This window comes from Leuconostoc gasicomitatum LMG 18811 (assembly GCF_000196855.1).
GTDB classification, from domain to species: Bacteria; Bacillota; Bacilli; order Lactobacillales; family Lactobacillaceae; genus Leuconostoc; species Leuconostoc gasicomitatum.
On record NC_014319.1, the window covers coordinates 68,370 to 92,721 of the forward strand.

The 24,352-nt window shown below is 33.8% G+C and carries 25 protein-coding genes; 16 read left to right on the top strand and 9 right to left on the bottom strand.

The genetic code is table 11. The features are described from left to right. Window positions 1-167 precede the first annotated feature (167 nt). Both LEGAS_RS00365 and LEGAS_RS00370 read right to left on the bottom strand, forming a co-directional pair. Window positions 168-1,172, bottom strand: coding sequence for a lactonase family protein (locus tag LEGAS_RS00365; protein ID WP_010388165.1), 1,005 nt, complete (start codon window positions 1,170-1,172; stop codon window positions 168-170). A gap of 19 nt (window positions 1,173-1,191) precedes the next feature. Beyond that, window positions 1,192-2,466: a gluconate:proton symporter gene (locus LEGAS_RS00370; protein ID WP_010388168.1), complete on the bottom strand. Its 1,275-nt coding sequence runs from the start codon at window positions 2,464-2,466 to the stop codon at window positions 1,192-1,194. A gap of 195 nt (window positions 2,467-2,661) precedes the next feature. Here LEGAS_RS00370 and LEGAS_RS00375 point away from each other — a divergent pair, with 195 nt between their 5' ends. From LEGAS_RS00375 to LEGAS_RS00400, 6 genes are all read left to right on the top strand, one after another. Beyond that, window positions 2,662-3,408, top strand: coding sequence for an apurinic/apyrimidinic endonuclease family protein (locus LEGAS_RS00375; RefSeq protein WP_013231100.1), 747 nt, complete (start codon window positions 2,662-2,664; stop codon window positions 3,406-3,408). An 18-nt stretch (window positions 3,409-3,426) separates the two neighbouring features. Then, window positions 3,427-4,212, top strand: a complete 786-nt coding sequence (locus LEGAS_RS00380; protein ID WP_013231101.1) for an SDR family NAD(P)-dependent oxidoreductase — start codon at window positions 3,427-3,429, stop codon at window positions 4,210-4,212. 19 nt (window positions 4,213-4,231) lie between these two features. Next, window positions 4,232-5,173 (top strand): phosphoglycerate dehydrogenase, encoded by a 942-nt coding sequence (locus tag LEGAS_RS00385; protein ID WP_010388175.1) that lies wholly within the window; start codon window positions 4,232-4,234, stop codon window positions 5,171-5,173. Window positions 5,174-5,322: 149 nt separating this feature from the next. Beyond that, window positions 5,323-6,324, top strand: a complete 1,002-nt coding sequence (locus LEGAS_RS00390; RefSeq protein ID WP_013231102.1) for a LacI family DNA-binding transcriptional regulator — start codon at window positions 5,323-5,325, stop codon at window positions 6,322-6,324. A gap of 274 nt (window positions 6,325-6,598) precedes the next feature. Continuing rightward, window positions 6,599-6,871 (top strand): hypothetical protein, encoded by a 273-nt coding sequence (locus tag LEGAS_RS00395; protein ID WP_010388177.1) that lies wholly within the window; start codon window positions 6,599-6,601, stop codon window positions 6,869-6,871. Between the two features lie 258 nt (window positions 6,872-7,129). Next, window positions 7,130-7,351, top strand: a complete 222-nt coding sequence (locus LEGAS_RS00400) for a hypothetical protein (RefSeq protein ID WP_010388179.1) — start codon at window positions 7,130-7,132, stop codon at window positions 7,349-7,351. A gap of 53 nt (window positions 7,352-7,404) precedes the next feature. On the opposite strand, the gene LEGAS_RS00405 is transcribed toward LEGAS_RS00400, so the two are convergent. The 4 genes from LEGAS_RS00405 to LEGAS_RS00420 all read right to left on the bottom strand — a co-directional run bounded on the left by LEGAS_RS00405 (window position 7,405) and on the right by LEGAS_RS00420 (window position 9,425). After that, entirely contained in the window at window positions 7,405-8,004 is a 600-nt protein-coding gene (locus LEGAS_RS00405) for a TMEM175 family protein (RefSeq protein WP_010388181.1), read from the bottom strand. Window positions 8,005-8,023: 19 nt separating this feature from the next. Continuing rightward, complete coding sequence (locus LEGAS_RS00410; protein ID WP_013231103.1) at window positions 8,024-8,401, bottom strand: MerR family transcriptional regulator; 378 nt, start codon at window positions 8,399-8,401, stop codon at window positions 8,024-8,026. A 2-nt stretch (window positions 8,402-8,403) separates the two neighbouring features. Further along, the gene (locus LEGAS_RS00415; RefSeq protein ID WP_010388185.1) at window positions 8,404-8,787 is read right to left on the bottom strand and encodes a hypothetical protein; all 384 of its coding nucleotides are present in this window, start codon (window positions 8,785-8,787) and stop codon (window positions 8,404-8,406) included. Window positions 8,788-9,113: 326 nt separating this feature from the next. Further along, a complete protein-coding gene (locus tag LEGAS_RS00420) occupies window positions 9,114-9,425 on the bottom strand; it encodes a winged helix-turn-helix transcriptional regulator (RefSeq protein WP_010388186.1) in 312 nt (103 codons plus the stop codon). 147 nt (window positions 9,426-9,572) lie between these two features. Between LEGAS_RS00420 and LEGAS_RS00425 the strand changes: the two genes are divergently transcribed. From LEGAS_RS00425 to LEGAS_RS00475, 10 genes are all read left to right on the top strand, one after another. Further along, window positions 9,573-10,295 (top strand): ABC transporter ATP-binding protein, encoded by a 723-nt coding sequence (locus LEGAS_RS00425; protein WP_013231104.1) that lies wholly within the window; start codon window positions 9,573-9,575, stop codon window positions 10,293-10,295. After that, window positions 10,292-12,586: an ABC transporter permease gene (locus LEGAS_RS00430; protein WP_013231105.1), complete on the top strand. Its 2,295-nt coding sequence runs from the start codon at window positions 10,292-10,294 to the stop codon at window positions 12,584-12,586. Before LEGAS_RS00425 ends, LEGAS_RS00430 begins: the two co-directional genes overlap by 4 nt. A 462-nt stretch (window positions 12,587-13,048) precedes the next feature. Next, a complete protein-coding gene (locus LEGAS_RS00435; RefSeq protein ID WP_010388200.1) occupies window positions 13,049-13,489 on the top strand; it encodes a MarR family winged helix-turn-helix transcriptional regulator in 441 nt (146 codons plus the stop codon). A 50-nt stretch (window positions 13,490-13,539) separates the two neighbouring features. Beyond that, window positions 13,540-14,877 carry a dihydrolipoyl dehydrogenase family protein gene (locus LEGAS_RS00440; RefSeq protein WP_010388201.1) on the top strand — a complete coding sequence of 446 codons (1,338 nt, stop codon included), beginning with the start codon at window positions 13,540-13,542 and terminating at the stop codon, window positions 14,875-14,877. 202 nt (window positions 14,878-15,079) lie between these two features. Continuing rightward, entirely contained in the window at window positions 15,080-15,691 is a 612-nt protein-coding gene (locus LEGAS_RS00445) for a MarR family winged helix-turn-helix transcriptional regulator (protein ID WP_010388204.1), read from the top strand. Between the two features lie 114 nt (window positions 15,692-15,805). Continuing rightward, on the top strand, window positions 15,806-17,587 hold the full coding sequence (locus tag LEGAS_RS00450; RefSeq protein WP_010388206.1) for an ABC transporter ATP-binding protein: 1,782 nt from the start codon (window positions 15,806-15,808) through the stop codon (window positions 17,585-17,587). A gap of 433 nt (window positions 17,588-18,020) precedes the next feature. Further along, window positions 18,021-18,320, top strand: coding sequence for a bacteriocin immunity family protein (locus LEGAS_RS00460; RefSeq protein ID WP_010388212.1), 300 nt, complete (start codon window positions 18,021-18,023; stop codon window positions 18,318-18,320). A gap of 260 nt (window positions 18,321-18,580) precedes the next feature. Beyond that, window positions 18,581-18,832, top strand: coding sequence for a hypothetical protein (locus LEGAS_RS00465; protein WP_010388215.1), 252 nt, complete (start codon window positions 18,581-18,583; stop codon window positions 18,830-18,832). A gap of 33 nt (window positions 18,833-18,865) precedes the next feature. Then, complete coding sequence (locus tag LEGAS_RS00470) at window positions 18,866-19,132, top strand: hypothetical protein (RefSeq protein WP_010388218.1); 267 nt, start codon at window positions 18,866-18,868, stop codon at window positions 19,130-19,132. A gap of 64 nt (window positions 19,133-19,196) precedes the next feature. Then, window positions 19,197-20,411, top strand: a complete 1,215-nt coding sequence (locus LEGAS_RS00475) for an ATP-binding protein (RefSeq protein ID WP_010388220.1) — start codon at window positions 19,197-19,199, stop codon at window positions 20,409-20,411. Window positions 20,412-20,452: 41 nt separating this feature from the next. Here LEGAS_RS00475 and LEGAS_RS00480 read toward each other — a convergent pair whose 3' ends face one another. The 3 genes from LEGAS_RS00480 to LEGAS_RS00490 all read right to left on the bottom strand — a co-directional run bounded on the left by LEGAS_RS00480 (window position 20,453) and on the right by LEGAS_RS00490 (window position 24,301). Beyond that, window positions 20,453-21,436, bottom strand: a complete 984-nt coding sequence (locus tag LEGAS_RS00480; protein WP_013231107.1) for a LacI family DNA-binding transcriptional regulator — start codon at window positions 21,434-21,436, stop codon at window positions 20,453-20,455. A gap of 103 nt (window positions 21,437-21,539) precedes the next feature. Further along, window positions 21,540-22,964: a glycoside hydrolase family 32 protein gene (locus LEGAS_RS00485; RefSeq protein ID WP_013231108.1), complete on the bottom strand. Its 1,425-nt coding sequence runs from the start codon at window positions 22,962-22,964 to the stop codon at window positions 21,540-21,542. A gap of 47 nt (window positions 22,965-23,011) precedes the next feature. Then, window positions 23,012-24,301 (bottom strand): MFS transporter, encoded by a 1,290-nt coding sequence (locus LEGAS_RS00490; protein WP_010015582.1) that lies wholly within the window; start codon window positions 24,299-24,301, stop codon window positions 23,012-23,014. Between the last annotated feature and the right edge of the window lie 51 nt (window positions 24,302-24,352).

A 24,352-nucleotide genomic window follows, 5' to 3' on the forward strand; every position in this document is an offset into this window, starting at 1 on the left:
GATTTGTCTCCCGTCAGGCATCGGAAACTTACCACTGAGTATGTTTGTCAATTAATGCTATCTTATCCAACTTCGTTGGTTCACTTTAGCCAACACTTAAGCTTCATCATACCAAGAACAATAAACCATTTCATCAGCCGACTTGTCCATGGCCCCAAACTAACCACTTAAATAAACTTGATACAAACTGGCATATCTAAATTATTTTTAGTTTTTATATACTCTAACTTTCCATCCAACACTTTAAACATTGAAATGGAGTTTGATTTTTGATTTGCGGAAAATAGATAGTCACCACTCTTGTCGCATGAAATATCCCGCGGGAACAAGCCAAAAGAACTAATATTCTGTATCATATTTAATTTTAAATTAGAGGCTATAAATTCTAATTTAAATACAGATATTGAATTATGGCCTCTATTTGAAACATATAGAAATTTTTGATCGAAGGACAATTTTATGCCACCGCATCCATTTTCTCCCATCCATTGGTCAGGAATTGTAGACACCAATTGTTCTAGAACTAAAGAGCCTTCAACATAGCTTAAAACAGCAACTTCACTTGACAGCTCTCCTAGCACAATAATATGATGATTATCATTAGTAACGCATAGGTGCCTCGGTCCAAAACCATTGGGGAATTTGAATACATTGACACGATTTAATAGTTTACCCGACTCCGATATATCAAAAATGATAGCCTCGTCCGTTCCTAAATCCAATACTATCAACCGTTTATCTGGCATTATACCAGCAAAGTGAATGTGTGAAGTGTTTTGCTGTGGCAGTGTGCCTGTTCCGGAATTAATAAATGTGTCAGATAATTCTAAATGATTATCTGATGACAACTTATAAATATTTAAGCTCCCGCCATTATAGTTACTAGCTAATAGCAACGCGCCTTGAATATTAATGTGAACTGGTGCAGGGGAGAACGATAGATGCTTCGTAATATTATGAAGTGTCTTATTTTCTAAATCAAATACCCCAACTCCTCCCATGCTTTTTTCTGCAATTGCTGTGTAAACAGTCCCAGTACTTGATATATCAAAATATGTTGCTGAATCCACATCTGTTAGGAGAAACGGTTCAGATAAATGGCCTGAATCCGTGTCAAACTTCAACATATAGATGCCTCGTTGGTAACTACCAAAAATTATATTTTCTTTCATAAGTTTATATCCTCGATTATCACTTAAACATATATAGAGCTAATATCACATTTAACGCTGCTGACAGCCATCCATATGGCACACCTGTTATTAAAAACTTTTTAACAGGAATTTTTGAGTCCTCAACTAACCATAAATTCCACGACTGCGTAATACACGTAGATATCGCGATTGAAACAGAGGGAATTAACATTAAAGCAAAAGCAAAATATTGATTAAAAATCCCAGTACCTGCTAACACTGCAACTGTTGCTGAACCAGATCCCCACACCATGAGAGGGCCTCTAAATAAAGCTAATGGGGCTAATATTATAATAGCTATAGCTAACACAGTAGGACTATTGGGAACAATAGAATTTAATACACCGCTGAATTTAGCAGCATTTTTAACGGCAGTTGCACTGAACATTGTTAAAAACAATAGCATTATTATTAGTCCTGAAATATCAGTGATGGCAATTTTTATTGAACTATTAATAATGTTCAATGCCTGGTTATATGTTTTCAAATTCCCTGTAATTAACAAAACGATAGCTATAGCAAGCATCAATGCAGGAATTGGTTCCCATCCAAATACCAAATTCATGAAAACAGGAAAGACAGGCATAACGTATGAAATTTTTGGTGCGTTGAATTTATTTTGTGATTGAGACGCATCTTGTGCCACTTCATTTTTGTGAATTGTTCGTGAATGCAATAAAATAAACAACGTTACGACAGCGAGTTGAATAAACATAGCTGAAAAACCAAACGCCAAATACTTTGCACCATAAACAACCTTTGGAAAAAATATCTGCAGTTGTTTAATGATTACGATATTAACATACATAGCTGACCCAATAGATAGTGAAAAAGCAACTATAGCAATGTGTTTTGGTAACCCTAAAGAGGTTAATACCGGTATTAAAATGACAGCAAGCGCTATTACAGCACCTACACCATATGAACTAGTAAAAATAAGTGAGGTCACTAAACAAATTAAAATGGATGCGATGACTGGGTGTTTGTAACTCACCTTTACGGTTTCATAACTAATCGATCCTGCAATTCCTGTGTCAACTAAAATACGGCCAAACCAGGACCCAAAAATAATGACCATAATTGTTGAGCCATAATCAAGGGCTGGCTTTGAAAAGACCTCAACTATTGCCGTTTTTAAAGGAATGCCACCAATTATAGTCCAGAGGATGGCCATAACCAAAAACCCCAGCATAATATTGCCACCCTTCATCACGAAGAACACGAAACCTAGAAACGTTAAAATCAATAATATTCCAATAATTGTATTAATCATTTTTATTCCTTTCTGTGGACGCGGTTAACCGAACCAAATAAAACTATATTACAATATTCACAAATAGTCAATACATTATTTAATAAACATTGTAACCGCTTACTCTTGTTTTTTTATTTAAGTAGTATTATACTTTATTTGTTGCATATGGTTAACCGCTACCACAAAATTACTAAGTGAAAGTAGGAATAAAAGATGAATAGAAAAAACATTGTTTTAAATACTTTGCTATTAAAGGATGAATTTGAAAAGGGGAGATCGCAGTCCCAACTTGTTAATGATTTAATTAATCAGCTATCAGTTTCTAACATTGAAATTCGAAGAGAATTTAATGCAGATACTTTCTCAGAATTAGTAGCAATTCGAAAAATTCATTTAGAACAAAACACAGAATTTTTTTATTCTGTACCAGATAATTTATTATTGAACCAACATATTAATCCAAAATTGTTTCAATATGTTGGTGAATCACAGTTCATGGGTGTTAAACATCTCAAAATGACATTGGGTGACTGGCACAATAGTATGTTCAAAGAATTGTCCTATCTGTCTAAAATATTGCCTGCCAATATAGAATTAAATATTGAAAATGATCAAACGCGTGCTAATAGTGATATTGAATTATTAAATGATTTTTTTGAAACAGCAAATCAAAATAATATCAACATCGGTTTTGTCAATGACATTGGAAACTGGATTTTTACAGATCAAGATGTTTATACCTGCTCAACTTCTCTAAGCAGGTACACTAGATTTGTTCACCTGAAAAATTATAAAAAAATTCAAGATTCAGTCAATACCACACCGTTTTACGATGGTGAAATTAATTGGGAAAAAATCATTAAACTGTTTTCTAATGATTTGCCTATCGCATTGGAATATCCGTCTAGTATGGAGAATATTCTAAATGACATCAATGCTTTCAAAACGTCAAAAGTATAAAACTACGAGGAATATACAATGGAAAAAGAAGAACAGTATTTTAGTCAAAAAGTATTTGATTTAACAGAAAAAGTAGCCATCGTAACCGGAGGTGCGAGTGGTCTTGGATCTTACTACACCAAAGCGCTACTGTCTTCTGGAGCAAGCGTATTAGTGGTCTCATATGACGATAAAGGCGTGAGAGAAATGGCATCATTTGCTTCTGAATTTACTGGTAAAATCGAATTTTTACAATTAGATATTACAAAAAAAGACGCCGCTATAACTGTGGCAAACGAAGTTATCAAACGGTTTGGTAAAGTCGATATTTTAATTAACAATGCTGGCATACAAATCAGAAATGATTGGCAAGTATTTAAGGATGCGGACTGGGAAAAGGTTATTAATTTAAATTTAAACGCGGTTTATTATTTGTCACACGAAATTGCTAAAGTTATGAGTAAAGAGAACGGCGGTAAAATTATAAACATCGGTTCCATGCAATCTTTCCGTGCTGGTAAGTATATTTTCCCATATACAGCCAGTAAGCACGGCGTTATTGGTTTAACGAAATCGTACGCTGATGCGCTCGCACCTCTTAATATTCAGGTAAATGCTATTGCTCCCGGATATATTGACACACCAATGACAAAATCGCTACAAGAAGATAAAGAAAGAAATACTGAAATTCTTTCTCATATTCCTGCAGGACATTGGGCTGATCCATCAGAACTCATGGGTGCTATTATTTTCTTGTCAAGTAGTGCTTCAAACTATATTACTGGGATTACGCTGCCAGTAGATGGTGGTTATTTACTTCGTTAAAGGTGAAAGGAAAAATTTTATGAATAAAACAGTCGCTATACCAAAAGGACTAGCAGAAATTGGTAAAAAATATTTGAAAGACAACGATATTAATATTGTTGAGTTAGCATCATTTTCTGATGATGAAATTTTGAAAAAGGCAAAAGATGTGGACGGTATCATATTAATGACAGATCCATTTAATAATGCTATTGTCCAACATTTGCCAAATTTAAAAATTGTTGCGCGACATGGAGTGGGCTACGATAACGTTGATTATTCTTTTCTGGAGACCAAAGGAATTTGGGTCACAATAACGCCAAACGCTAATGCAGACACTGTTGCTGAAGTAACAATAGCCGAAATTTTTGACATGTCGAAAAATATCACAGCTATTGCCGAAAAAATGAGGCTGGGTGATTTTAACTATAAAAATAATCATTTAGGCTTCGATTTAGCTGGAAAAACGCTTGGCGTTGCAGGATATGGCCGCATTGGTAAAAAAGTGGCACAAAAAGCTGATGCTTTAGGTATGAAGGTTATTATTTACGATCCATTTGTTACCCAGACAACCGTTGGCACGTTAGTTAGTAAAGACGAACTTTTATCCGATGCAGATATTATCACATTGCATATGGCAGTTACTGATGATACAAATAACTTTATTGATAGTGTTGCTTTAAAAAGCATGAAAACATCCAGCTACCTTGTCAATCTTGGTCGTGGTGCATTAGTAGATCAAGAAGCACTAATTAATTCACTAAAAAATCATGAGATTAGTGGTGCTGCTTTAGATGTTTTTGATCAAGAACCATTACCTTTAACTAATGATTTGTACACACTAGATAATGTGTTGTTAACACCACACATAGCTTCTAATACAGTTAATGCTATGAATAGAATGGCACTTGATTCAGCAAAAGAAGTCGTCAAAGTTCTTTCTAACGAAAATCCCACTTGGCCAGTTAATCGAATCAATTAAAATTTTATGGCATCATCCATGTAAAAGGTCAGCAGCGTTAATAACGTTACTGGTCTTTTTTAGTCAAATAATTAGGATGAAACATTTATGTGATAAAATGAATATAGAAGAATGTTCAATAATATATAATCAATTATAGGTATATTTAAGTGAAAAATAATAAAACCATGCGTGATGTTGCTGATCTTGCTCAGGTGTCAAAAACAACTGTATCCAGATATATAAATGGTCATACAGAAAGAATGTCTGCTAAGACACAGCAAAAAATAGAAGAGACTATTTTGGCGATCGGATACCGTGTTAATTCTCATGCACAATCTCTTGCACAAAAAAGAACTTTTTTAATTGGCATGGTTGTAGCAGATATGACCAATATGTTTTCTTCTTTATTATTTAATGGCGCTGATGAAATAGCGCATAATAAAAACTATCAGATTATCTTAATGACCTCAAGTAATTCTATTAATAGGGAAGAACAACAAATTAATAAATTACTAGATATGCGAGTTGATGGTATTATTTTACAACCAATTAACAAGGACGCCACGCAATATAATTATCTAAAATCTAATGGTACTCACACGATCATTGTTGATAGAAGCATTAAGCCCTCAATTTGGCCAGAAGTTCTAACTGACAACTATAAGTACTCCCATATTATGACGGAATACATTTATCGAAAAGGATATAAAAAAATACTGGTCATAAGTGAGCAAGTGGACGATAATAACTCCCGAATAACTAGAATTAAGGCTGCACAGGATGTGGCATTAAAACAAAATATAGATTTTGATATTATTGAAATGCATCATGATATGAAAGATTCAGATATTTACGACCTATTAATGGAGAAAACAAATCTTCTTCAGGACAAAGTTGCCATATATGTCATAAAGGGTGATTTACTATTGAAAATTGTAAAAATATTAATCTCCTTTGACATATCTTTCCCAGAACAGCTTGGCATAGCAGCTTTTGATGATTGGGTTATTTCGGAATTAATTAACCCACCAATCACAACTATACGACAAGATGCAACCACAATGGGAAAAGTTGCCGTGTCTAATTTAATTGAAATGATAGAACATGACATTTACCCGCAACAACAAACAAATATATCTAGTGAATTAATCATTAAACGATCACTGTAGAGATTTCTTGTTCATTACAAATTGTTTTTCTCAAAATCAATATTTTAGAGCAAATTACTTTTAAATCATTTGTTCTTTTTAATGCCATGATATTACTTGGGTTGGTATAATGTCACTTAATGAAGTAAAAAATGACAGTTTATGATTATGCGCGATTTTTGTCATCAGGATAATCGTTGAATGGCTAAAGAAAAACATTAAAAAAATAGGGTGCTGACATCATTTTGAGTAAAAACTATTCAGCCAAATGATACATTGAAAATTAAGGGGAAATATGTTTAAAACAGATAAACGAAAATATTTACTAAACTTTTTAGAAGAACATCCAAATTTAAATAGTGAGGAAAAAAAGATAATATCAGATACTGTTAATAAAATGAACGAACCAAATTCGTTATGGTACAAGGAGGTAAAAACAATTACAAACGCTCTCCAAAAGTTGTCAATGTATGATAAATTATCAGATGATGGGAAAATACTATTAAAGCAGTTAAACCGTAGTGATTGGTTCTACGGTTTGTATGACAATATCAGGTTTTTTGGATAAGCATATACTCTGGTTGCCCTAATAGTAGGTTAACTTGACACGCAGAAAACATAAGGATGTAAAAAGTTATCCACAAGCCTAACAAATTAAAGGATACATTTTTTAACATCAATTGAATTGTTGTCTGATATATTCTATCCTGAATATGAATCCTTATTGAACAGATGATAGTACGATAATCGTGATTGATACAAAGGATGTGATTCTGAATTATGTTCTGGTTTAGAATCTGAGGTTTCGGAAGACAGTGTTAAAAAGATGCAAAGTATTAAGTTGCCTGACAATATACCATCGTTATCATTTATCTCTACTTTGAATGTTAATGATTATTTAAATTTTGGAAATCCATATTTTAATATGAGTAAAAATTCTGTGGCAGTTAAAATGAATGGGCATCATTTTTTACATTGGATTCATCCGCAGATTATGAGTTCGATAATGATCAATTTTATTCGTTCGACACGCATTTCTAGTGAATAATAATCTACAAAAAGCGACATAACTTTTAAGCTATGTCGCTTTTTGTAGTGTTTTTAAGATACATTTTTTATCTTATCGCTATCAGGAGAAGTTAAAAATCCTAATATAATTAATTCTATAAAAGTTATTGTAATGCCAAGTAAAGGGTAAAAATAAATGCCAGTAACAATTATTCCAACAAATAACGGAAAAAATAAAGAGTTAAGAAATCGAAAAGTTAACATTTTTTCAATTTTTTGACTTACTGTCGTATTAAGATGATCTGATGTCTTTCTAAGTGCATTTGACAGCCAACGATATGTTAGGCTCCAAAAGGTAAATATAAACAGATAAAAATATTCAGGATTAGCATTTTGTGGGAATTTTCCTACCCAGCCAGTAGCAACTGGTAATAGTGACATACTAAAGAGCCATAAATTATTAACCCAATATACTTTTTTGGTTATTCTACTAGCGAGTGTGAACATGTAATGATGATTATACCAAGCTACTCCTATAAAAACAAAACTAACGATATATGCTAAAAAATAAGGTAATTGTTTTGTTATTCCCTCCCATTGTGCAGTTTCAGGGGTCTTAAATTCTAGAACCATAATAGTCAATATTATTGCTATCACGGCATCCGTATAAGCTTCAACGCGTCCCTTGTTCATCTTTTATATCTTCCTTTAGTTATTTTTCATTAGTCAAAACTTTAATTTTTTTATTAATTTGTTCAATATAACTTTGTTGTTCTAAGATTGTTAAGTTTATTTTTTTTACCTGATTTTTTAACAATTCGATTCGTTGTTCTAATGTTTTTGCGCCTTGATATGTTGAATCAACAAAATATTTGATTTGTTCCAAGGACATACCAGTGTTTTTTAAACATTTAATCATATCAAGCCACTGTAAATCTTCTCTTGTAAAGTGACGTGTGCCATTTTGGTCGCGCATAACTTTTGGCAATAGCCCCTTCTCATCATAATATCTTAATGTGTACGTACTAATCTTTTTTAAATTGGCAACCTGTCCAATAGTAAATGTCACTACTTCATCTGGATGTGTCATTTTTAATTTTCTTTCGTTATTTTGACGTTTAATTGGCCATTGCGAGCATCATGAACCACTTTAATATTGTTGTTTTCTGCAGTAACAACAGTGCCGTTTTTTATGGCACTTTTATAGGCGTTATAGAATTTAACAGACGAACAATTTAAACTTTTCTCTAACGCTATAAAAATTTCGTCATACAATGGTGTATTTAATAGTTTAGATTTAATAGTAATAGTTTCAATATTGTTGGTAGTCACTTCTACCTCAACTGTAATAGGATCGGTTTGAATAACTAAAAATTTCCCATTTTTAGAAAGAGAATCAACCATTTGTAATTGTGTTGAAACCTCTTGGTTAAAAGAATTTTTCAAAGTTTGGTAGTTCACTAATGTCTTCGTCATTATATGTCCTCTTTTCAAGTTTATCCATAGTATACACGTTAGAGTTAACTCTAGGTCAAATAAACTTTTGTTCGTCTACTGAAAATCTGAATTATTTTATTTCTAGGGCATAATCCGAGACAATTAAGTCCAGGCGTTTTTTTATGACAGTTAAAAAGTACTCATTTGAATTTAAACGGTAGGATTATCTAAAAATGAATTGGTATTTAAAGTAAAATTTTGAACATATTCATTTCCATTATTAAATTCAAAATTGTATAGTTCAGATCCTTCGGATTGACTTTATTAACAACAATATGAAAATAATTATTGGTTAAACAAATTCATTATTGATACAATTCTGACCATGCTTTCATTGATTTTAGGATAGGTGCAAGAGTTAAACCTTTATTGGTTAAATCGTAAGTTACGGTTGGTGGATTTGTATTGAATACGGTACGATTTAGAATGCCTTTACTTTCTAAAAATTTAAGTCTAACGGCTAAAGTTCTTGTACTAATACCAGGTAATTGTTTTTTAATACTACCATAATGATTATTTTTGTTATAAATTTCCCATAAAATATATGATGTCCATTTGCCACTAAGTATATCAACTACGGGTTGAATAGGGCATTCGTTAAGAATATGATTATCCATTTTGACCTCATTGGTTTATTTTTGGAAAGTAAGTTTAAAAAAACACCCTACTTTCTTTTTTAAAGCTATACATATATTATACCTATATACGCAAAGAAAAATGTATGAACATATTATACATGTAGATAAAGATGGGGGGACATATTAATGAATACCGGAGAAAATACAATGCTTAGTTTGAAACATATTAGTAAGACCTATAGAAATGGGTCAGAAATAACACACGCGCTAAATGATGTCAGTTTTGACATTGAAGCAAACCAATTAACTGTTATATTAGGTCCTAGTGGCTCTGGAAAGAGTACAGCTTTAAATATTTTAGGTGGCATGGATCGACCTACCACAGGCACTGTTTCCTACAATAATTATGATATTAATACTGAATCAGATGCGCAACTCACACAATACCGAAAAGATATTGTTGGATTTGTGTTTCAATTCTACAACCTAATCTCTAATTTAACCGTATTTGAAAACGTTGCAATTTCAGCTCAACTTAAAGACAAAAAATACCAAGATGTAAGTGAATACTACCTAAAAAAAGTAGATCTATTAAAGAGAAAAAATAATTTTCCGGATCAATTATCTGGTGGGGAAATGCAACGTGTTTCAATTGCACGAGCGCTAGCAAAACAGCCTAAAATTTTACTTTGCGATGAACCGACAGGAGCACTAGACACTGAAACCTCCCAAAAAGTATTTAAGATTTTAAAAGACAGCACAAGTAAAGACACCGCGGTAGTCATTGTGACTCATAATCCCTTAGTAGCAAAGATTGCTGATTGCGTGATTAAAATTAAAGATGGACAAGTTGAAAAGATTACTAACAATATAAATCCATTAGAAGTTGAAGAGGTGGATTGGGGATGAGATTTTTAACTAAAAAATTAATTAGAACTGTTTTTAAAAACTGGACACAATTTTTTTCTGTCTTTTTGATGGCTTTTCTAAGTATACTTTTCTATGCTGGATTAGAGGGTACTTGGAATGGTATGCAGCAAAATATTAATAGCTACACGATAAAAACTAATTTGGCTGATACTACTTTACAAACAAGTAGTTTAACTAGCAATGAAGTAACTAAAATTAAAAATCTAAATAATATTTCTCAGTCTTCAGTTCAGACTAATATTAGTACAACTACAAATTTACAAAGTCATAAGCGATACTTATCATTGTATACACCTGGTAATCAGAATGTTTCTCAAATACACCAATTAAATGGTCAAAAAATCAATTCAAACTCAAATGGTTTATATTTGAATGAAAAATTTGCAAAAAAGAATAATTTAAACAAAGGATCTTTTATTAGTATTAATTATAATGATCGTTTAGTTAAGTTAAAAATTGTTGGCTTAATCAATTCGCCCGATAAAATGTACTACACTGGTTCAAATGATTTTATTTCACCCCAAGAACAAAATTATGGTTATGGTTTTATCAGTGAAAACACATTAACAACACAATTCCACTTGCCATTACTAAACAATGTAATCAATCTTAAAAACAGAAATAATATTCAATTAGAAAACCAAATCAGAAAAATTGTTGGTAATAAGTATATAACATTACAAACAAGACAATCAGATGTAGGAATTTCAACAGCCGTTGATCGAGTCGGACAAATCCATAATCTTTCTGTTTTGTTCTCAGTTATTTTCATTTTATTAGCTGTATTGGCAATGTATACAACAATTCGCAAGATTATTGACCAACAACAACATGACATGTCCACGTTACAATCACTAGGATATTCTAATGTTATACTATCAGTTTACTATTCAATGTATGGATTATTTGTTGGTATCATTGGGGCTATAGCAGGCATATTAAGTGCGCCATTATTGTCTAATTTTGTCATGCAGTCACAAAAACCTATGTTCTCATTACCCGATTGGAAAATTGCTTATACAATGACACCAATTTACGTGGCCTTAGGTGTCATTCTGATTTGTATTGTGTCGGCGCTGTTAGCGGCACAAGTCAATAAAGGGCTCATGCCGGCACAAGCCTTTAGTAAAGGTAGTACTGCTAAAATAGGAAAACGCGTCTGGATGGAAAATTTGCCACATGTTTGGCATAAAATTCCCTTTGGTAACCGCTGGTCTATTAGAGATAATCTAGGTAATAAAGTACAAATGATAATGGGGTTAATTGGGGTTATTGGTGGACTAGCCTTGGTAATGACAGGATTTGGTACCAAAAATGCTATGCTTAATCAAGTTAATCAGACCTACGGTAATGAATATACCTATACTAAAAAAGTTAATCTTAGTCATATGGCCAGTCAATCCGAAATTAATCAAATTACAAATCAAATTAATGGATCGAAAATTGAAGTTGTTTATACTAGTTTATCACCAAATGCGCAGTTTGATCGTCCGTTGACAATACTGAGTCCAGGGTCACAAATTAATTTAAAAACACTCACGCATCAAAAAATCGATAACGGAGGTGTTTATGTTAGTGAAGGTATTGCGAAGGCAGCTAAAATTAAACTTAATGACACAATAAAATTACGTCCATCATTCAGTAATAGAACTTTAGAGTTAAAAGTGAAGGGTATTGTAAAGTCTCATGCGCCTCAAGGAATTTATTTAACACAACAAACTTGGGAAAATCAGGGGATGCCATTTAAAGCCACGGCAATTTTAACTAATCAAACTAATCTTAGTCAATCTATAGCAAATAGTTCTACTGTAACTCAAGTTGTTAGTTTAACAGAGCAAAAACAAAATGCAGAAGCTATGGTCAGTAATCTAAATAGCATTTTCCTTATGGTTCAAGTTTTTGGCATTCTTTTGACCATTGTTATTCTATACAATTTAGGTTCTCTAAGTTTCACAGAAAGATCTCGAAGTTATGCAACACTGGAAATATTAGGTTTCTCACGTAAAAAAATAAGAAACTTAACAATTATTGAGAACCTCACCATTACGACAATTGGTTGGCTCTTAGGCATGCCATTTGGATATTGGTTCCTGTCAAAATATGTGACAACATTTAATACTAGTCAGATTATTTATTATCCATACATTACTCATACTAGTATTATATTAGCTTCTGTTATTGTTATTGCTGCATCTCTGTCAACAATAGTCATGATAGGCAAAAGATTGCAACAATTAGATATGATTTCCTCAACAAAAGGCGTTGAATAATGGCCATTACGGGAAATAAACCGCGCAAAATACTTATAAGTATTTTGCGCGGTTTATTTTAATAGTTAACTAGGATAGAAGTTGAATAGCTGTTTTAATACACATCTTTTCCAGGAATTATGATGGCTAACGCAATACCTACCTGTCAAGATCAAACCAATCGTTGTAGCAAGATGAGCTTTATAATCGAATAAATTCAGATGCAAAACAGCATTTTTTTTGTGAAGTAAGTTCAGATTAAATAAGCGACAAATGAACTCAGAGATTAATTTTTTATTTTGTTATCTGTTGCCCTATTATTACGCATTGAGCTGATCAATATCGTTTATTTAATTGTATTAAATTGTCTACAAAACGCTCACTCTTTGTAGACAATTTTAATTTAAAGTGATATAGTAATATACATCGGGAACGATTTAATAGTGTAAGATTAATATGTTGTTAAACATTAGGAGTTAGCAAATGATTGAATTTAATAATAGCAATGCAGAGTTAGAGAGACATTTATGTTTTTCAATCTATGAACTATCTAGATCTATTCAAAGAATGTATCAGCCTTTTTTAAATGAACTTAATTTGACATATCCACAATATTTAGTTTTAGTAGCATTGTATGAGCATGATAATAGTAAAGTTAGTGCACTCGGAGAAATACTAGATTTAAATTATGGTACTTTATCGCCATTATTGTCTCGTATGGAAAAGCAAAAGTTAATTCAGCGTACGCGATCACTTGATGACACACGAGTCGTTTATATTGGACTATTACCACATGGTAAAGATATAAGAGAACAAGCTTTTACCTTACCCCAACAACTTGTATCAAAAAGCGGACTGAATGATGATGAGTGGCATGAATTTTCAATGTTATCAATGAAAGTTTTCCATAATCTTTCCAAATAAAATAAGTAACAGATTGTCATATAATGTTTTTTTTAAAAGGAGAAGTACAAATGGATTTTGATGTATTATTTATTGGTAGTGGACAGGCTGCATGGAATGGTGCAGTACCAATGTCTAACAATGGGCTAAAAGTAGCTGTTGTTGAGGAAGCGCAATACGGAGGTGTTTGTTCTAACAGAGGGTGCAATGCAAAAATAATATTAGATCATCCAATCGATTTATTAGAGCAAGTCAAATCATTACAAAATCGTGGTTTGGATGGTGTACCTGCACTTAACTGGCAAGACCTTATGGCGCACAAACATGAATTAATCACTAATCAGAATTATCATAACAAAGAAAGATTAGTCGCTAATAATATTACGACAATTGATGGTTCAGCAAAATTTATTGATCGGCATACTGTGCAAGTGAATGGTAAGCAATACACATCTGAAAAAATAGTCATTGCCACAGGTCTTAGACCAAATCGCGTCAACATACCTGGTGCTGATCTATTTAACGACAGCACAAATTTCTTATCTATTAATAAAATGCCTGATCACATCACCATTTTAGGCGCTGGTTTTGTTGCGTTAGAATTTGCGGCGATTGCAAGTGCGGCAGGTGCTAAGGTAGATGTTATTGCCCGTAGTAATCGTATTTTAAAAGATTTCCCAAATAAATATGTTAATAAAATTGTGTCCATTATGAAAAAACAGGGCATCAGATTTATACAATCAACGGTAGTCGAACAAGCGACAAAAGAGAATGAGTTAATCGTTTTAAAAGGGAATAATGGTTTTTCATTGTCTACTAATTATGTCTTAGATGCCACTGGCAGAGTACCAAACGTAGAAAAACTGAATTTAGAAAAAATTGGAATAACTTATACACCACAGGGTATTGTTGTCAATGATTTGTTACAAACAAGCATTGATAACGTGTACGCTGCCGGAGATATTATTGATAAAAAAATGCCAAAATTAACACCGGTAGCAGCTTTTGAATCACGTTATCTTGCTGATCAATTTATTAAAAACACCACAGTGTCTATTGATTATCCAACAGTTAGTACAATATTATTCACGTCTCCTCGCCTTGCTCAAGTAGGTGTGAATTTGGATGAGGCGCTAGCACACCCTGATTTATTCGATGTAGAAAATTTTGATTATAATAAGGATTGGTATCGCCAAAAAAGTAATGAAAGTAATGGCGAATTAACCCTGATATTTAACAAAGAAAGACAGCTTGTTGGGGCGATTGAATTATCAGTTAATGCAGAAAACACCATTAATACGCTAGTACCCTATATTGAATTAAAATTAAATACACAACAGTTAAATCGATTGATTTATCTTTTCCCATCAATAGAATATACGACACAAAGGCGACTATCGCTTGTTTAACAAAAATAAAGTGCAACATACTTAAAAAATATGTTGCACTTTATTTTGTTAAAACAATTTTACTTTAGAAAAATTGTTGTGATGAGAACTGTCTAATACATGGGAAAAATTTATTTAGTTATGTTTGACAAAACTAAATAAAAGTCGTATCATTTGTTTTGTTATAAAAATTAAAACTAACTAAATATCAAGGAGCAATACTATGGACGATAGAGAAATATTTGAAGAACTAACAACTTTAGTTCATCAACCAGCGATTTGGTTTGTGGCGCGCAGTCTGTACGGTCAGCGCGGGAATCAGCGCCCAGACAATAGTCGGCGCTTACTTCGTGTTTTAGCGGAAACAGACAATGATTTAACAGCCGGTGTCATTGCTGATATTTTGGCTATACGACCAGCGTCGGTGACGCAAATTATTAAAAAATTAGAAAACGATGGGTATATTCAGCGTGTGAAAGACACAAATGATGCGCGTGTCGTGCGTGTCAAAATCACTTCTGAAGGACAAAAACATTTACAGCTATTAGACAACAAGCAAATTGATTTTCAAGCAGAATTGTTCGAAATTTTTGATGATGATGAACGCGAACAGTTTGGCGAAAGTTTACGTAAATTAAATCAACATGTTATGTCGGATGCATACTTGACCAACATGCGTAGCAAAATGGACAAACATTTACAACATCATTTTGACCACTTTGTTGATACAACGCGTCTACAGAAGTTTCGTAAAGATCAAACGGCATACCGTAAACGAATAGAAGAACATCAACTAAGAAGTTTTTTTAATCGTGACAAGCATGAAGATTTTTAATAAAAAATGATCGTATTGGCAATAGATAACAATGAATTGAATTGAATTGAATTTACTTTACGATCAGTATGTCGTGGGTGAATCGATTTGGATGAGATTGAAGGAGAGAAGATAATGGCGAAACGGACATTTAGTACGGCCAAGGAGAAACAGAAGCCTAAAGCAAAGATTTCTGGTCTTTGGAAAATTATTAAAATAGCACATCCACAATTTAAACTCATGATACCAGGACTTTTACTTTCAGTCATTGGTGTAGCAGCCAATTTAATGACACCAAAATATTCTGGACAACTAATTAATACATTCAGTGGTAAAGATTTACAAAATGTGCATATTGACCAAACAATTGTGGTAATTGTTTTGGCACTGTTTATTGGCGGTGCGATTGTATCTGCTATCGGGAATTTTTTGACAGGTGTCGCTGGAGAGCAATTGGTGCGCAATCTGCGTGAAATTATTTGGCAAAAATTGGTTGTTTTTAAAACACCATATTTTGATAACGTAAAATCTGGTGAAACAACTTCTCGTTTAACAAATGATACATCACAAGTGAAAACACTAGTTGCAAACACACTACCTAACTTTTTAACAAGCATGATTTCAATGGTTGGGGCAGTCATCTTAATGTTTACAACGGATTGGCATATGGCAATTTGGATATTTATTGCTGTACCAATTACAGCGCTGTTAATCACGCCAGTGATGATTTTAGGATCAAAAGTAGGTCGAGGAACGCAAGATGCAATGGCTGATTTTAGTGGGGGATCACAAGAAACGCTTGCCGAAATGCGTTTAGTAAAGTCTTCAGGTGCTGAACAGTATGTTTTGAAAAACGGAATTGCGCAAATTGAAAAATTATTTAAATTTGGTCGTCGAGAAGCGATTGTTGATGGTGTGATGGGACCCATCATGACCATGGTGATGATGGGCTTATTTGCCTTGATTTTAGTTGTTGGCTCTTTGCGTGTTGCTAAAGGTGAATCAACAATGGGTACGCTGTTTAGTTTCATTATGTATTTGTTCCAAATTATGCCAGCTTTGGCTAATATTGGTACATTTGGTTCGACATTTGCCAAGACACAAGGAGCAACGTATCGCTTGATGACATTACTTGATGAACCAATTGAAGAACTCGATAAAGGTGAGACAGTTGACATTGAAGGTTTGACTTTAAAAGTTAAGCATATTGATTTTGAGTATGAAATAGGGAAATCAATTTTGCATGATGTTTCGTTTGAAACTAAGCCTAATACGATAGTAGCGTTCGCTGGGCCTTCCGGTGGGGGCAAATCAACAATTTTTCAGCTCCTTGAGCGTTTTTACGAACCGACTGGAGGAAATATGAGTATTGGTAGTTATAACATTGAAGATATTTCATTGAATTCTTGGCGTTCACAAATTGGTTTTGTATCACAAGATTCTTCAATTATGGCTGGTACAATTCGTGATAATTTGACCTATGGATTGCCACAACAGTTTTCAGACGAACGTTTGTGGGAAGTTTTACGATTAGCTTATGCGGATAATTTTGTGGATCAACTACCGGAAAAATTAAATACGCAAGTTGGTGAGCGTGGGGTAAAAGTTTCTGGAGGTCAACGTCAACGTTTGGCTATTGCACGTGCTTTCTTGCGAGATCCAAAGATTTTGATGTTAGACGAAGCAACAGCGAGCTTGGATTCGGAATCTGAAGCAATGGTACAACGTGCACTTGAGCAATTAATGCAAGGCCGAACAACACTAGTTATCGCACATCGTTTGTCAACAATTGTTGATGCGGATAAAATTTACTTTATTGAGCATGGCGAAGTGACAGGATCTGGTACTCACCAGGAGCTGTTAGATAATCATAAATTATATGCAGAATACGTGTCTGAACAATTTGTTACCAAATAGTTTAGATCAAAATAATTGGTTATCAAAAAATATTAATGAAATGTGATTATTAATAGAAGATTAAAAATGATATACTTTATACATATAGTAATATTAAATATGAGGGGATAAAAGTATGTATAACTTATGTGAAAAAGTTGGGGAAAGAATGACTAGTAGACAGGCATTCTTTGTAAAAAAATTTGTACAGGTCTTTAGTATAATTGGTGCGATTCAGGTATTAATGAATATTATATCGCATGACTATTTGATTGTTGATTTTGATAAGGTAGTTATTTTTTCAATTGCTGTTAGCATCGTACTCATGAAAAGGAAATACGTTAGCAATACAAAAATTTGTTAGAAGAATACGTTCTCTCCGATAAGAACAAACTGATTGAAATCCATTTGAATTTCAATCAATTACATACTACTAAATAGGGGGGCAGTCATTATGGCACAGATAAAATGGTATGCTGGCGGGCAAGAACGAGGGAAAGTTGCGTTAGAACTTATAATACAGCTACTCAAGGAACTAGACGGCACGGGCACGGCATATGATGATTTAAAACACGTTCTAGCTGTGTATTTTAATGAAATTAAAACCGAATCAGGATCTATACCCTTGATATTTAGCCGAATGAATCTTGATGTCTCAAATGTTATGATAAAAAATCATATCGTGTTACCAGAAAACGCGCAACAAACGATGAAAAAATTATCTCAACTCAATCAATTAAGATATGGGTATTGAAACGATACAGGTAGAAAATATCAAATTACCCCTAACAGATTTATGAAAAAAGTCAATAATATATATTGGCCGAAAAATCAAAGAAACTTGTGTAAATTTGGTTATTTGCTTTTGCTATAATGTGTGTTAGGGGCTGCAGAAAATGAAACAAAGCTCTCTAGGGGTTGCCTATACTTAAAATCTGATGACGGCGGTTGGTAGCGTCTGAGGTGTGAGGTATAGGTTTTTTATTGCGCTAGATATTAAGTAAGGGGGAAATTATGGAAAAAGAACAGTTATTAGCTGTGTTAATGGCATTTAAAGATGGCGAAATTAATGAACAACAAATAGTTGATCACGCATGCAATAGTATTAAGAAAAATGTTAATACAAATAAAGTTCAGAAAGAAGTTGTACGCGATTTGAGAGGATTATTGATCAAGCAAACTTTATCAGAAAATGGCTTGCTACTCTGGCGTCAACTTGAAAATCCTGACATCAATATACCAAGCCGATTCTTTTTTGGTTTGTAATGTGGCGTATATCAATCAAGTAAGAGGAGAATTATGAATAGTCAGAAACAACAATTATGGGACAATATGTCTGTATTAGTAACAGATAATACACTTAGCGAAATGGAAAAGGAAATTTTAGGTATAGCTAATAAGGCATTACGTGGCGGGTTAGATGAGGAAATGATTGCTATTGATTTAAAGCACGAATTATCTTTCTTATCATCCAATCAACCGCTTTCTAAAAATATGGGACCTTTTTTAACAGAGCTATCACGCTTATACTTGGACTATGACCGTCGTGACAATATGAGTATATGAGGTATCATATCAAGATGTACGATCGAGGCAGGTATAATAAATAAACTAGCAAGAGGTGAACGTTGTGATAAATCATATTGCTTTAAACAACTTTGTGAAAAAAAGTGGGACGAATAAACCACTATCCCTTGATCCTAATGAGTTATTATCTCATCATTTAATGATTGTTGGGGCGACAGGAAATGGTAAATCAACATCATTATTATCTTTGGTTGAATCGTTACAGCAATCGCAGCAAACGAGTATTATTTTTGATGCAACAGGTGAATATAGTCAAATACCACATGCTATTACCTATACTTTGGGAGAAGATGCTAATTTAGATTTTGCAGAATTAGAAGCTAAGGATGTTGGAAACATATTAGGCATCAAAAATGCTAATTTAGTCCCAAAATTAGCTATGGCAATTGAATCACTTAAGATACAGAACAATGTCATCAAAAATAATGGTACCTATATCAAAATCAATAAAAAATTGACGACATTTGATCAGGAGCAACAAAAATTATCAGTTTTTGGACGTGATTATGATGCGACATTGTTGATGACACAAGTTATTCAAGAGTTTGCTGTACCATTTGGTGATTCAAGGGCAAATTATGATTTATTAGGCCAAGAAATTGATCATGAAGCGGTAAGATCACAATGGGGGGATCTATTAAGTGGGCAATCTCGTGTGAGACAGCCCACTTTAAATCGTGTGTTTAATATGCACCACAATCATACTGTACCTCGGGTGACACAGACAGATATATTTTACATTTTAAAGTTATTTTCTGAACGCCGAAGCCAGCAACGCACACTTGTCATTGATGTTAGTCAGTTGAAAACAGGTAGTGATGTTAGCCGATTAGTATTATCACTCCTACTCAAAAAGCTACTGGCCATCAGAATGGCTAGCACGATTCGTTTTCCAATCACAATTTTTCTTGATGAAGCACATCGCTATATGCCAGAAAACGAGCAACAACTTAATGATACTGGTTTGTTTAAAATACTGCGTGAGGGACGTAAGTATGGTATTTATTCTGTGGTTTCAACACAATCACCTTTAGATATACCTGCACAGTTAAGCGGTCAATTTGGTAGTGTATTGATTCATCAATTAAATCATCCCGATGAGTTACAACAGATTGTCAGCTTAAAAAACATAGCTGATTATCATAATTTATCCGTTGGGCAAGCTATACTTAAAATGTACCGCAACCCAAACACCATGCTAGTTGACGTCACGAAGCCAACGACTAAACATGACACAGCCTCGCCGAAGTTTAGGTAAAAAGGATGTTTATTGCAGCCTATCAATATCGCTTAACCTAGTTAGCTTTGGTTAATCCCTTCATAAAGAGTCACATCTAGCATATAAGTAGATTGTGTTGGTACATTCATCATACGGTTTTCTAAAACAGTCACGGCAGTATCTGCTAAATCATTTATAGGTTGAACGATTGTTGGCATGTTTGGTAAAACAGTGCGTATTAAATTTGTGCCATCAAATCCAATCACCAATGGCTGATTATTGGCGTTTGCATACTTTCGTTGAATTAAGGATAAAATTTGTGCAGCTTCAACGTCATTACCAGCAAATATACCATCGACATTGGGATGTTCGTCTAATAATCTAGAAAAGATAATGTCTTTTTCGCCATGGGATAGTTCAAATTCTACTTCCCAATGATGCGGTGTAAAATGATGTTTTTTTATTGTATCGATATAACCTTGATGTCTAAGACTACTAGGCATATTTGGGTAAGTGTGACCACTGGTATGGACTATGTGTTTAGCACCTTGATCAATTAAATATTGTGTGGCTAAAACACCACCATGATAGTTATCTACGGAAATAGTCGGAATTTCATCGTTTAGAATACGTTCAACTGAAACGATGGGTAACCCGCTATATTTATTATAGGTTTGTATATTAAAATTGTGTGTTCCCACGATCAAACCATCAACTTGATGAGAGAGCAACTGTCTGAGATAGTGCTCTTCTTTTTTTTCATCATACATTGAATCGCCCACAATTACTGTATATCCTTTGAGATATAACTTTTTTTCCAATAATTCCACGAGCTCACCAAAAAAAGGATGCGCAATTGCAGGGAAAAGTAATCCGATAATATGTGTTTTTTTCTTTTGTAACTGTTGGGCGGCAGCGTTTGGTTGATAATTTAATTGGGACATTGCCTGATATACATTATCAATTGTTTTTTGGCTTAAATAGCCACGATTATTTAGAACGCGTGATACAGTTGTTTTTGATACACCCGCTAATTTTGCGACATCTTCAAGTTTATAGCTCATTATTTTACATTCCATTTATAATTAATTAAAAAAATGCTTATCAACATATTGATAAGCATGTCATTTCAATTAAAGTATACTACAAAAAGTGTGGATTAAAATATTAAATCGTCTGACTATCAAGGCGATATGTTGTGAATTGACCTGATATGGTACTATTAGCATCCGAGACCAACGATATGGCAGGCGTTCCGGCGATGTAAAATCTTTCTGTAAATACTGCTTCACCTTGTTGAACAAATATTTCGATTACACTATGATCCACAAATATATTAAAATCTAGTTGATCTAGTTCATTTACAAAGGCGTATCTTGGATCATTTGGGTGATCTATGTGGTTAAGGACAAAAGTATGTGTATCTTTGTCAAAATAAAGCGAGATAATGTCATTATTTAAGACATCTTTTACATATAGGGAGACATTGCTGGTAGCTAAGGTTGCTTTAATTTCAATAGCACTGTTATGCTGAGACAACATTGTTGTGGGTGATAAGGGACCTTGACATAGTATCTCCTGTCTTAAGCTACTCGTTTCCGCGACAGGTTGCATGGTAAGATGGTCATCATTTAAAATTAATTGTCTTGGCAATGTTAATAAGCCTGTCCAACCATCAGATTTTTCATTAAACTTGCTTTCCCACATGTCGGCCCAACCAATAACAATGCGTCGTCCGTCAGGTGAAAGCAATGTTTGTGAGGCATAAAAGTCATGTCCGTGATCTAGTTCTTGAAAGTGATTTCGCTCAAATTTTTGCGTCGTATAGTCAAACTGACCAATGAAATAACCAGTTTGGTATAAATTTTTAAATTGATATGCTTGTGGTTGAATATTCATAGGTGACATTAGGAGAATTTCTTTGCCATTCAATGTGAAAAAGTCAGGACATTCCCACATATCTCCCTCAGCTGCGATAGACTGTGATTGATCTAAAACACCTAAATACTGCCATTCAAAAAGATCTGCTGATTGGTACAAAATAGCGCGTCCCAAGCCATTGTTTGACTGATTACCTAATATAATGTAATAGAAACCATTATGCTCCCATATTTTTGGATCTCGAAAATGATGTGAACTGTCGTCTGGAGCCTGTGAAATAATAGGATTATTCGCATATTTAGTAAAGTGAATACCATCATCACTGTAAGCTAGGTTTTGATTTTGCCAGAAGTGTTCTGGATCATTATCGCCATAGTAGTGATGACCTGTATAAACAAGCCATAGACGGCCGTCCTTAACGATGGCACTACCAGAAAAAACACCACCAGTATCTTCAGAATCGCCGGGCGTGAGCGCGATTGGTAAACCTTCCCAGTGTATTAAATCGCGGCTACGCTTATGACCCCAATGCATTGGTCCCCATTGTGCAGCATAAGGATAGTGTTGATAAAAAATATGATAATAGCCCTGAAAATACACGAAGCCATTGGGGTCGTTCATCCAGCCATTTGTTGGAGCAACATGATAATTTGGCCTGTAACGTGTATTAGTTATAGGAATGAAGTTTTCTTCGGTTAGTTGTTTTGTCATTTTTGTTGACTCCTTTGTATGAAAATTAATATTGGTTTTGACTATGATTATATTTTGGCTAATGGCGTACCATTAACATCTTGAGAATCTTTTTTAAGAACGAAGAAAGCATAAATACCAGCTAATAAAACCATGACTGAAATCACATGAAATGTGTTTTGATAACCAACATGATCTCGTAGTATTCCTAATGGTGTGGATAAAATAACTTGACCTATCTGAGCAGCAATTTGAAACCCAATCATATATAATGAGGCAGATAATTTTGTGTTAAAGTGTAGTGTGAAATAGCGGAAAATTGATAACGTAAACATTGGCACCTCTAATGAATGCAACATTTTAATAGCAGAAACAGTGTAGGGATTCGTATTAAAACCACAGAGACCGATACGCATAAACATAATAACTACGCCAATCATCAATGTACGTTTGACACCAATTTTTCTCATTATAATTGGAACGACACCTAGCATAATTGCTTCAAAAAATACTTGTATGCTGTTAAGGGTGCCATACGCATGTTGACCCAGAGCTGGGCTTGAGAATAACTTTGTATAGAAATCAGGGAACATTTGCGAATCAAATATCGTATAAAAAGTCCAACTGAAGATAATAAAGATGATAACTTGCCATAGTTCTGGTAACTTGAGTAAATGTAACATATCTGACAATTTTGGAATTGAATCTTCGCGTGCTAAGTCTGAGATGGCTTGTTTAGCATCACGTTCTTCTTTAGGCACCCAAAAGATAAGGTTGGCAAGCAAAAGAATGCCAAAAATAGATCCGAACCAAAAGTTCAATTGGGGGTTAATGACAAATAGAAGCCCTGCTAGTAAAGCAACAATTGCATATCCAAAAGATCCCCATGCACGTGCTTGGCCATATTCAAAAGAAAAAACACGGCTGAATCTTTCTGTAACAGCTTCTAAAATACCAACTGCTGACAAGAATCCTGTAGATAAGACAATAGCGCCAACCCACATGCCAATCACAAAGTGGTTGGTTAAAAGTGGTGCGTATACCCAGATGAAAAAAGGACCGATTAGAGTTGAGATGATAGCATTAAAGATTAGTAAGTATCTTTTTATAAACAGCCTATCTTGAATTGCACCGTATACAAACATAAGTATCAAACTGAATAAAGAATTAGCTGAAAAAATTGTACCCACTTGTGCGCCAGATAAGCCTAAACCGCCGTTGCTTGTTGGGGATGTTAACCAGAGTTGATAAAAACTCCACCAAATGCCCCAAGAGGCAAAAAACAGTAACATACTTGTAGAACTTTGAAGATAAGATGCGTTTTTGAAAGAACGCAGTCTGCTTTTAGTAGAATTCATAATGAAACCTTTCTTTATTTAGTTTTATGTAAACGCTTACATAAAATATTA

Coding starts and splice junctions, on each gene's coding strand:
- LEGAS_RS00365 (WP_010388165.1), bottom strand. CDS start 1,172: ATGAAAGAAAATATAATTTTTGGTAGTTACCAACGAGGCATCTATATG.
- LEGAS_RS00370 (WP_010388168.1), bottom strand. CDS start 2,466: ATGATTAATACAATTATTGGAATATTATTGATTTTAACGTTTCTAGGT.
- LEGAS_RS00375 (WP_013231100.1), top strand. CDS start 2,662: ATGAATAGAAAAAACATTGTTTTAAATACTTTGCTATTAAAGGATGAA.
- LEGAS_RS00380 (WP_013231101.1), top strand. CDS start 3,427: ATGGAAAAAGAAGAACAGTATTTTAGTCAAAAAGTATTTGATTTAACA.
- LEGAS_RS00385 (WP_010388175.1), top strand. CDS start 4,232: ATGAATAAAACAGTCGCTATACCAAAAGGACTAGCAGAAATTGGTAAA.
- LEGAS_RS00395 (WP_010388177.1), top strand. CDS start 6,599: ATGTTTAAAACAGATAAACGAAAATATTTACTAAACTTTTTAGAAGAA.
- LEGAS_RS00400 (WP_010388179.1), top strand. CDS start 7,130: ATGCAAAGTATTAAGTTGCCTGACAATATACCATCGTTATCATTTATC.
- LEGAS_RS00405 (WP_010388181.1), bottom strand. CDS start 8,004: ATGAACAAGGGACGCGTTGAAGCTTATACGGATGCCGTGATAGCAATA.
- LEGAS_RS00410 (WP_013231103.1), bottom strand. CDS start 8,401: ATGACACATCCAGATGAAGTAGTGACATTTACTATTGGACAGGTTGCC.
- LEGAS_RS00415 (WP_010388185.1), bottom strand. CDS start 8,787: ATGACGAAGACATTAGTGAACTACCAAACTTTGAAAAATTCTTTTAAC.
- LEGAS_RS00420 (WP_010388186.1), bottom strand. CDS start 9,425: ATGGATAATCATATTCTTAACGAATGCCCTATTCAACCCGTAGTTGAT.
- LEGAS_RS00425 (WP_013231104.1), top strand. CDS start 9,573: ATGAATACCGGAGAAAATACAATGCTTAGTTTGAAACATATTAGTAAG.
- LEGAS_RS00430 (WP_013231105.1), top strand. CDS start 10,292: ATGAGATTTTTAACTAAAAAATTAATTAGAACTGTTTTTAAAAACTGG.
- LEGAS_RS00435 (WP_010388200.1), top strand. CDS start 13,049: ATGATTGAATTTAATAATAGCAATGCAGAGTTAGAGAGACATTTATGT.
- LEGAS_RS00440 (WP_010388201.1), top strand. CDS start 13,540: ATGGATTTTGATGTATTATTTATTGGTAGTGGACAGGCTGCATGGAAT.
- LEGAS_RS00445 (WP_010388204.1), top strand. CDS start 15,080: ATGGACGATAGAGAAATATTTGAAGAACTAACAACTTTAGTTCATCAA.
- LEGAS_RS00450 (WP_010388206.1), top strand. CDS start 15,806: ATGGCGAAACGGACATTTAGTACGGCCAAGGAGAAACAGAAGCCTAAA.
- LEGAS_RS00460 (WP_010388212.1), top strand. CDS start 18,021: ATGGCACAGATAAAATGGTATGCTGGCGGGCAAGAACGAGGGAAAGTT.
- LEGAS_RS00465 (WP_010388215.1), top strand. CDS start 18,581: ATGGAAAAAGAACAGTTATTAGCTGTGTTAATGGCATTTAAAGATGGC.
- LEGAS_RS00470 (WP_010388218.1), top strand. CDS start 18,866: ATGAATAGTCAGAAACAACAATTATGGGACAATATGTCTGTATTAGTA.
- LEGAS_RS00480 (WP_013231107.1), bottom strand. CDS start 21,436: ATGAGCTATAAACTTGAAGATGTCGCAAAATTAGCGGGTGTATCAAAA.
- LEGAS_RS00485 (WP_013231108.1), bottom strand. CDS start 22,964: ATGACAAAACAACTAACCGAAGAAAACTTCATTCCTATAACTAATACA.
- LEGAS_RS00490 (WP_010015582.1), bottom strand. CDS start 24,301: ATGAATTCTACTAAAAGCAGACTGCGTTCTTTCAAAAACGCATCTTAT.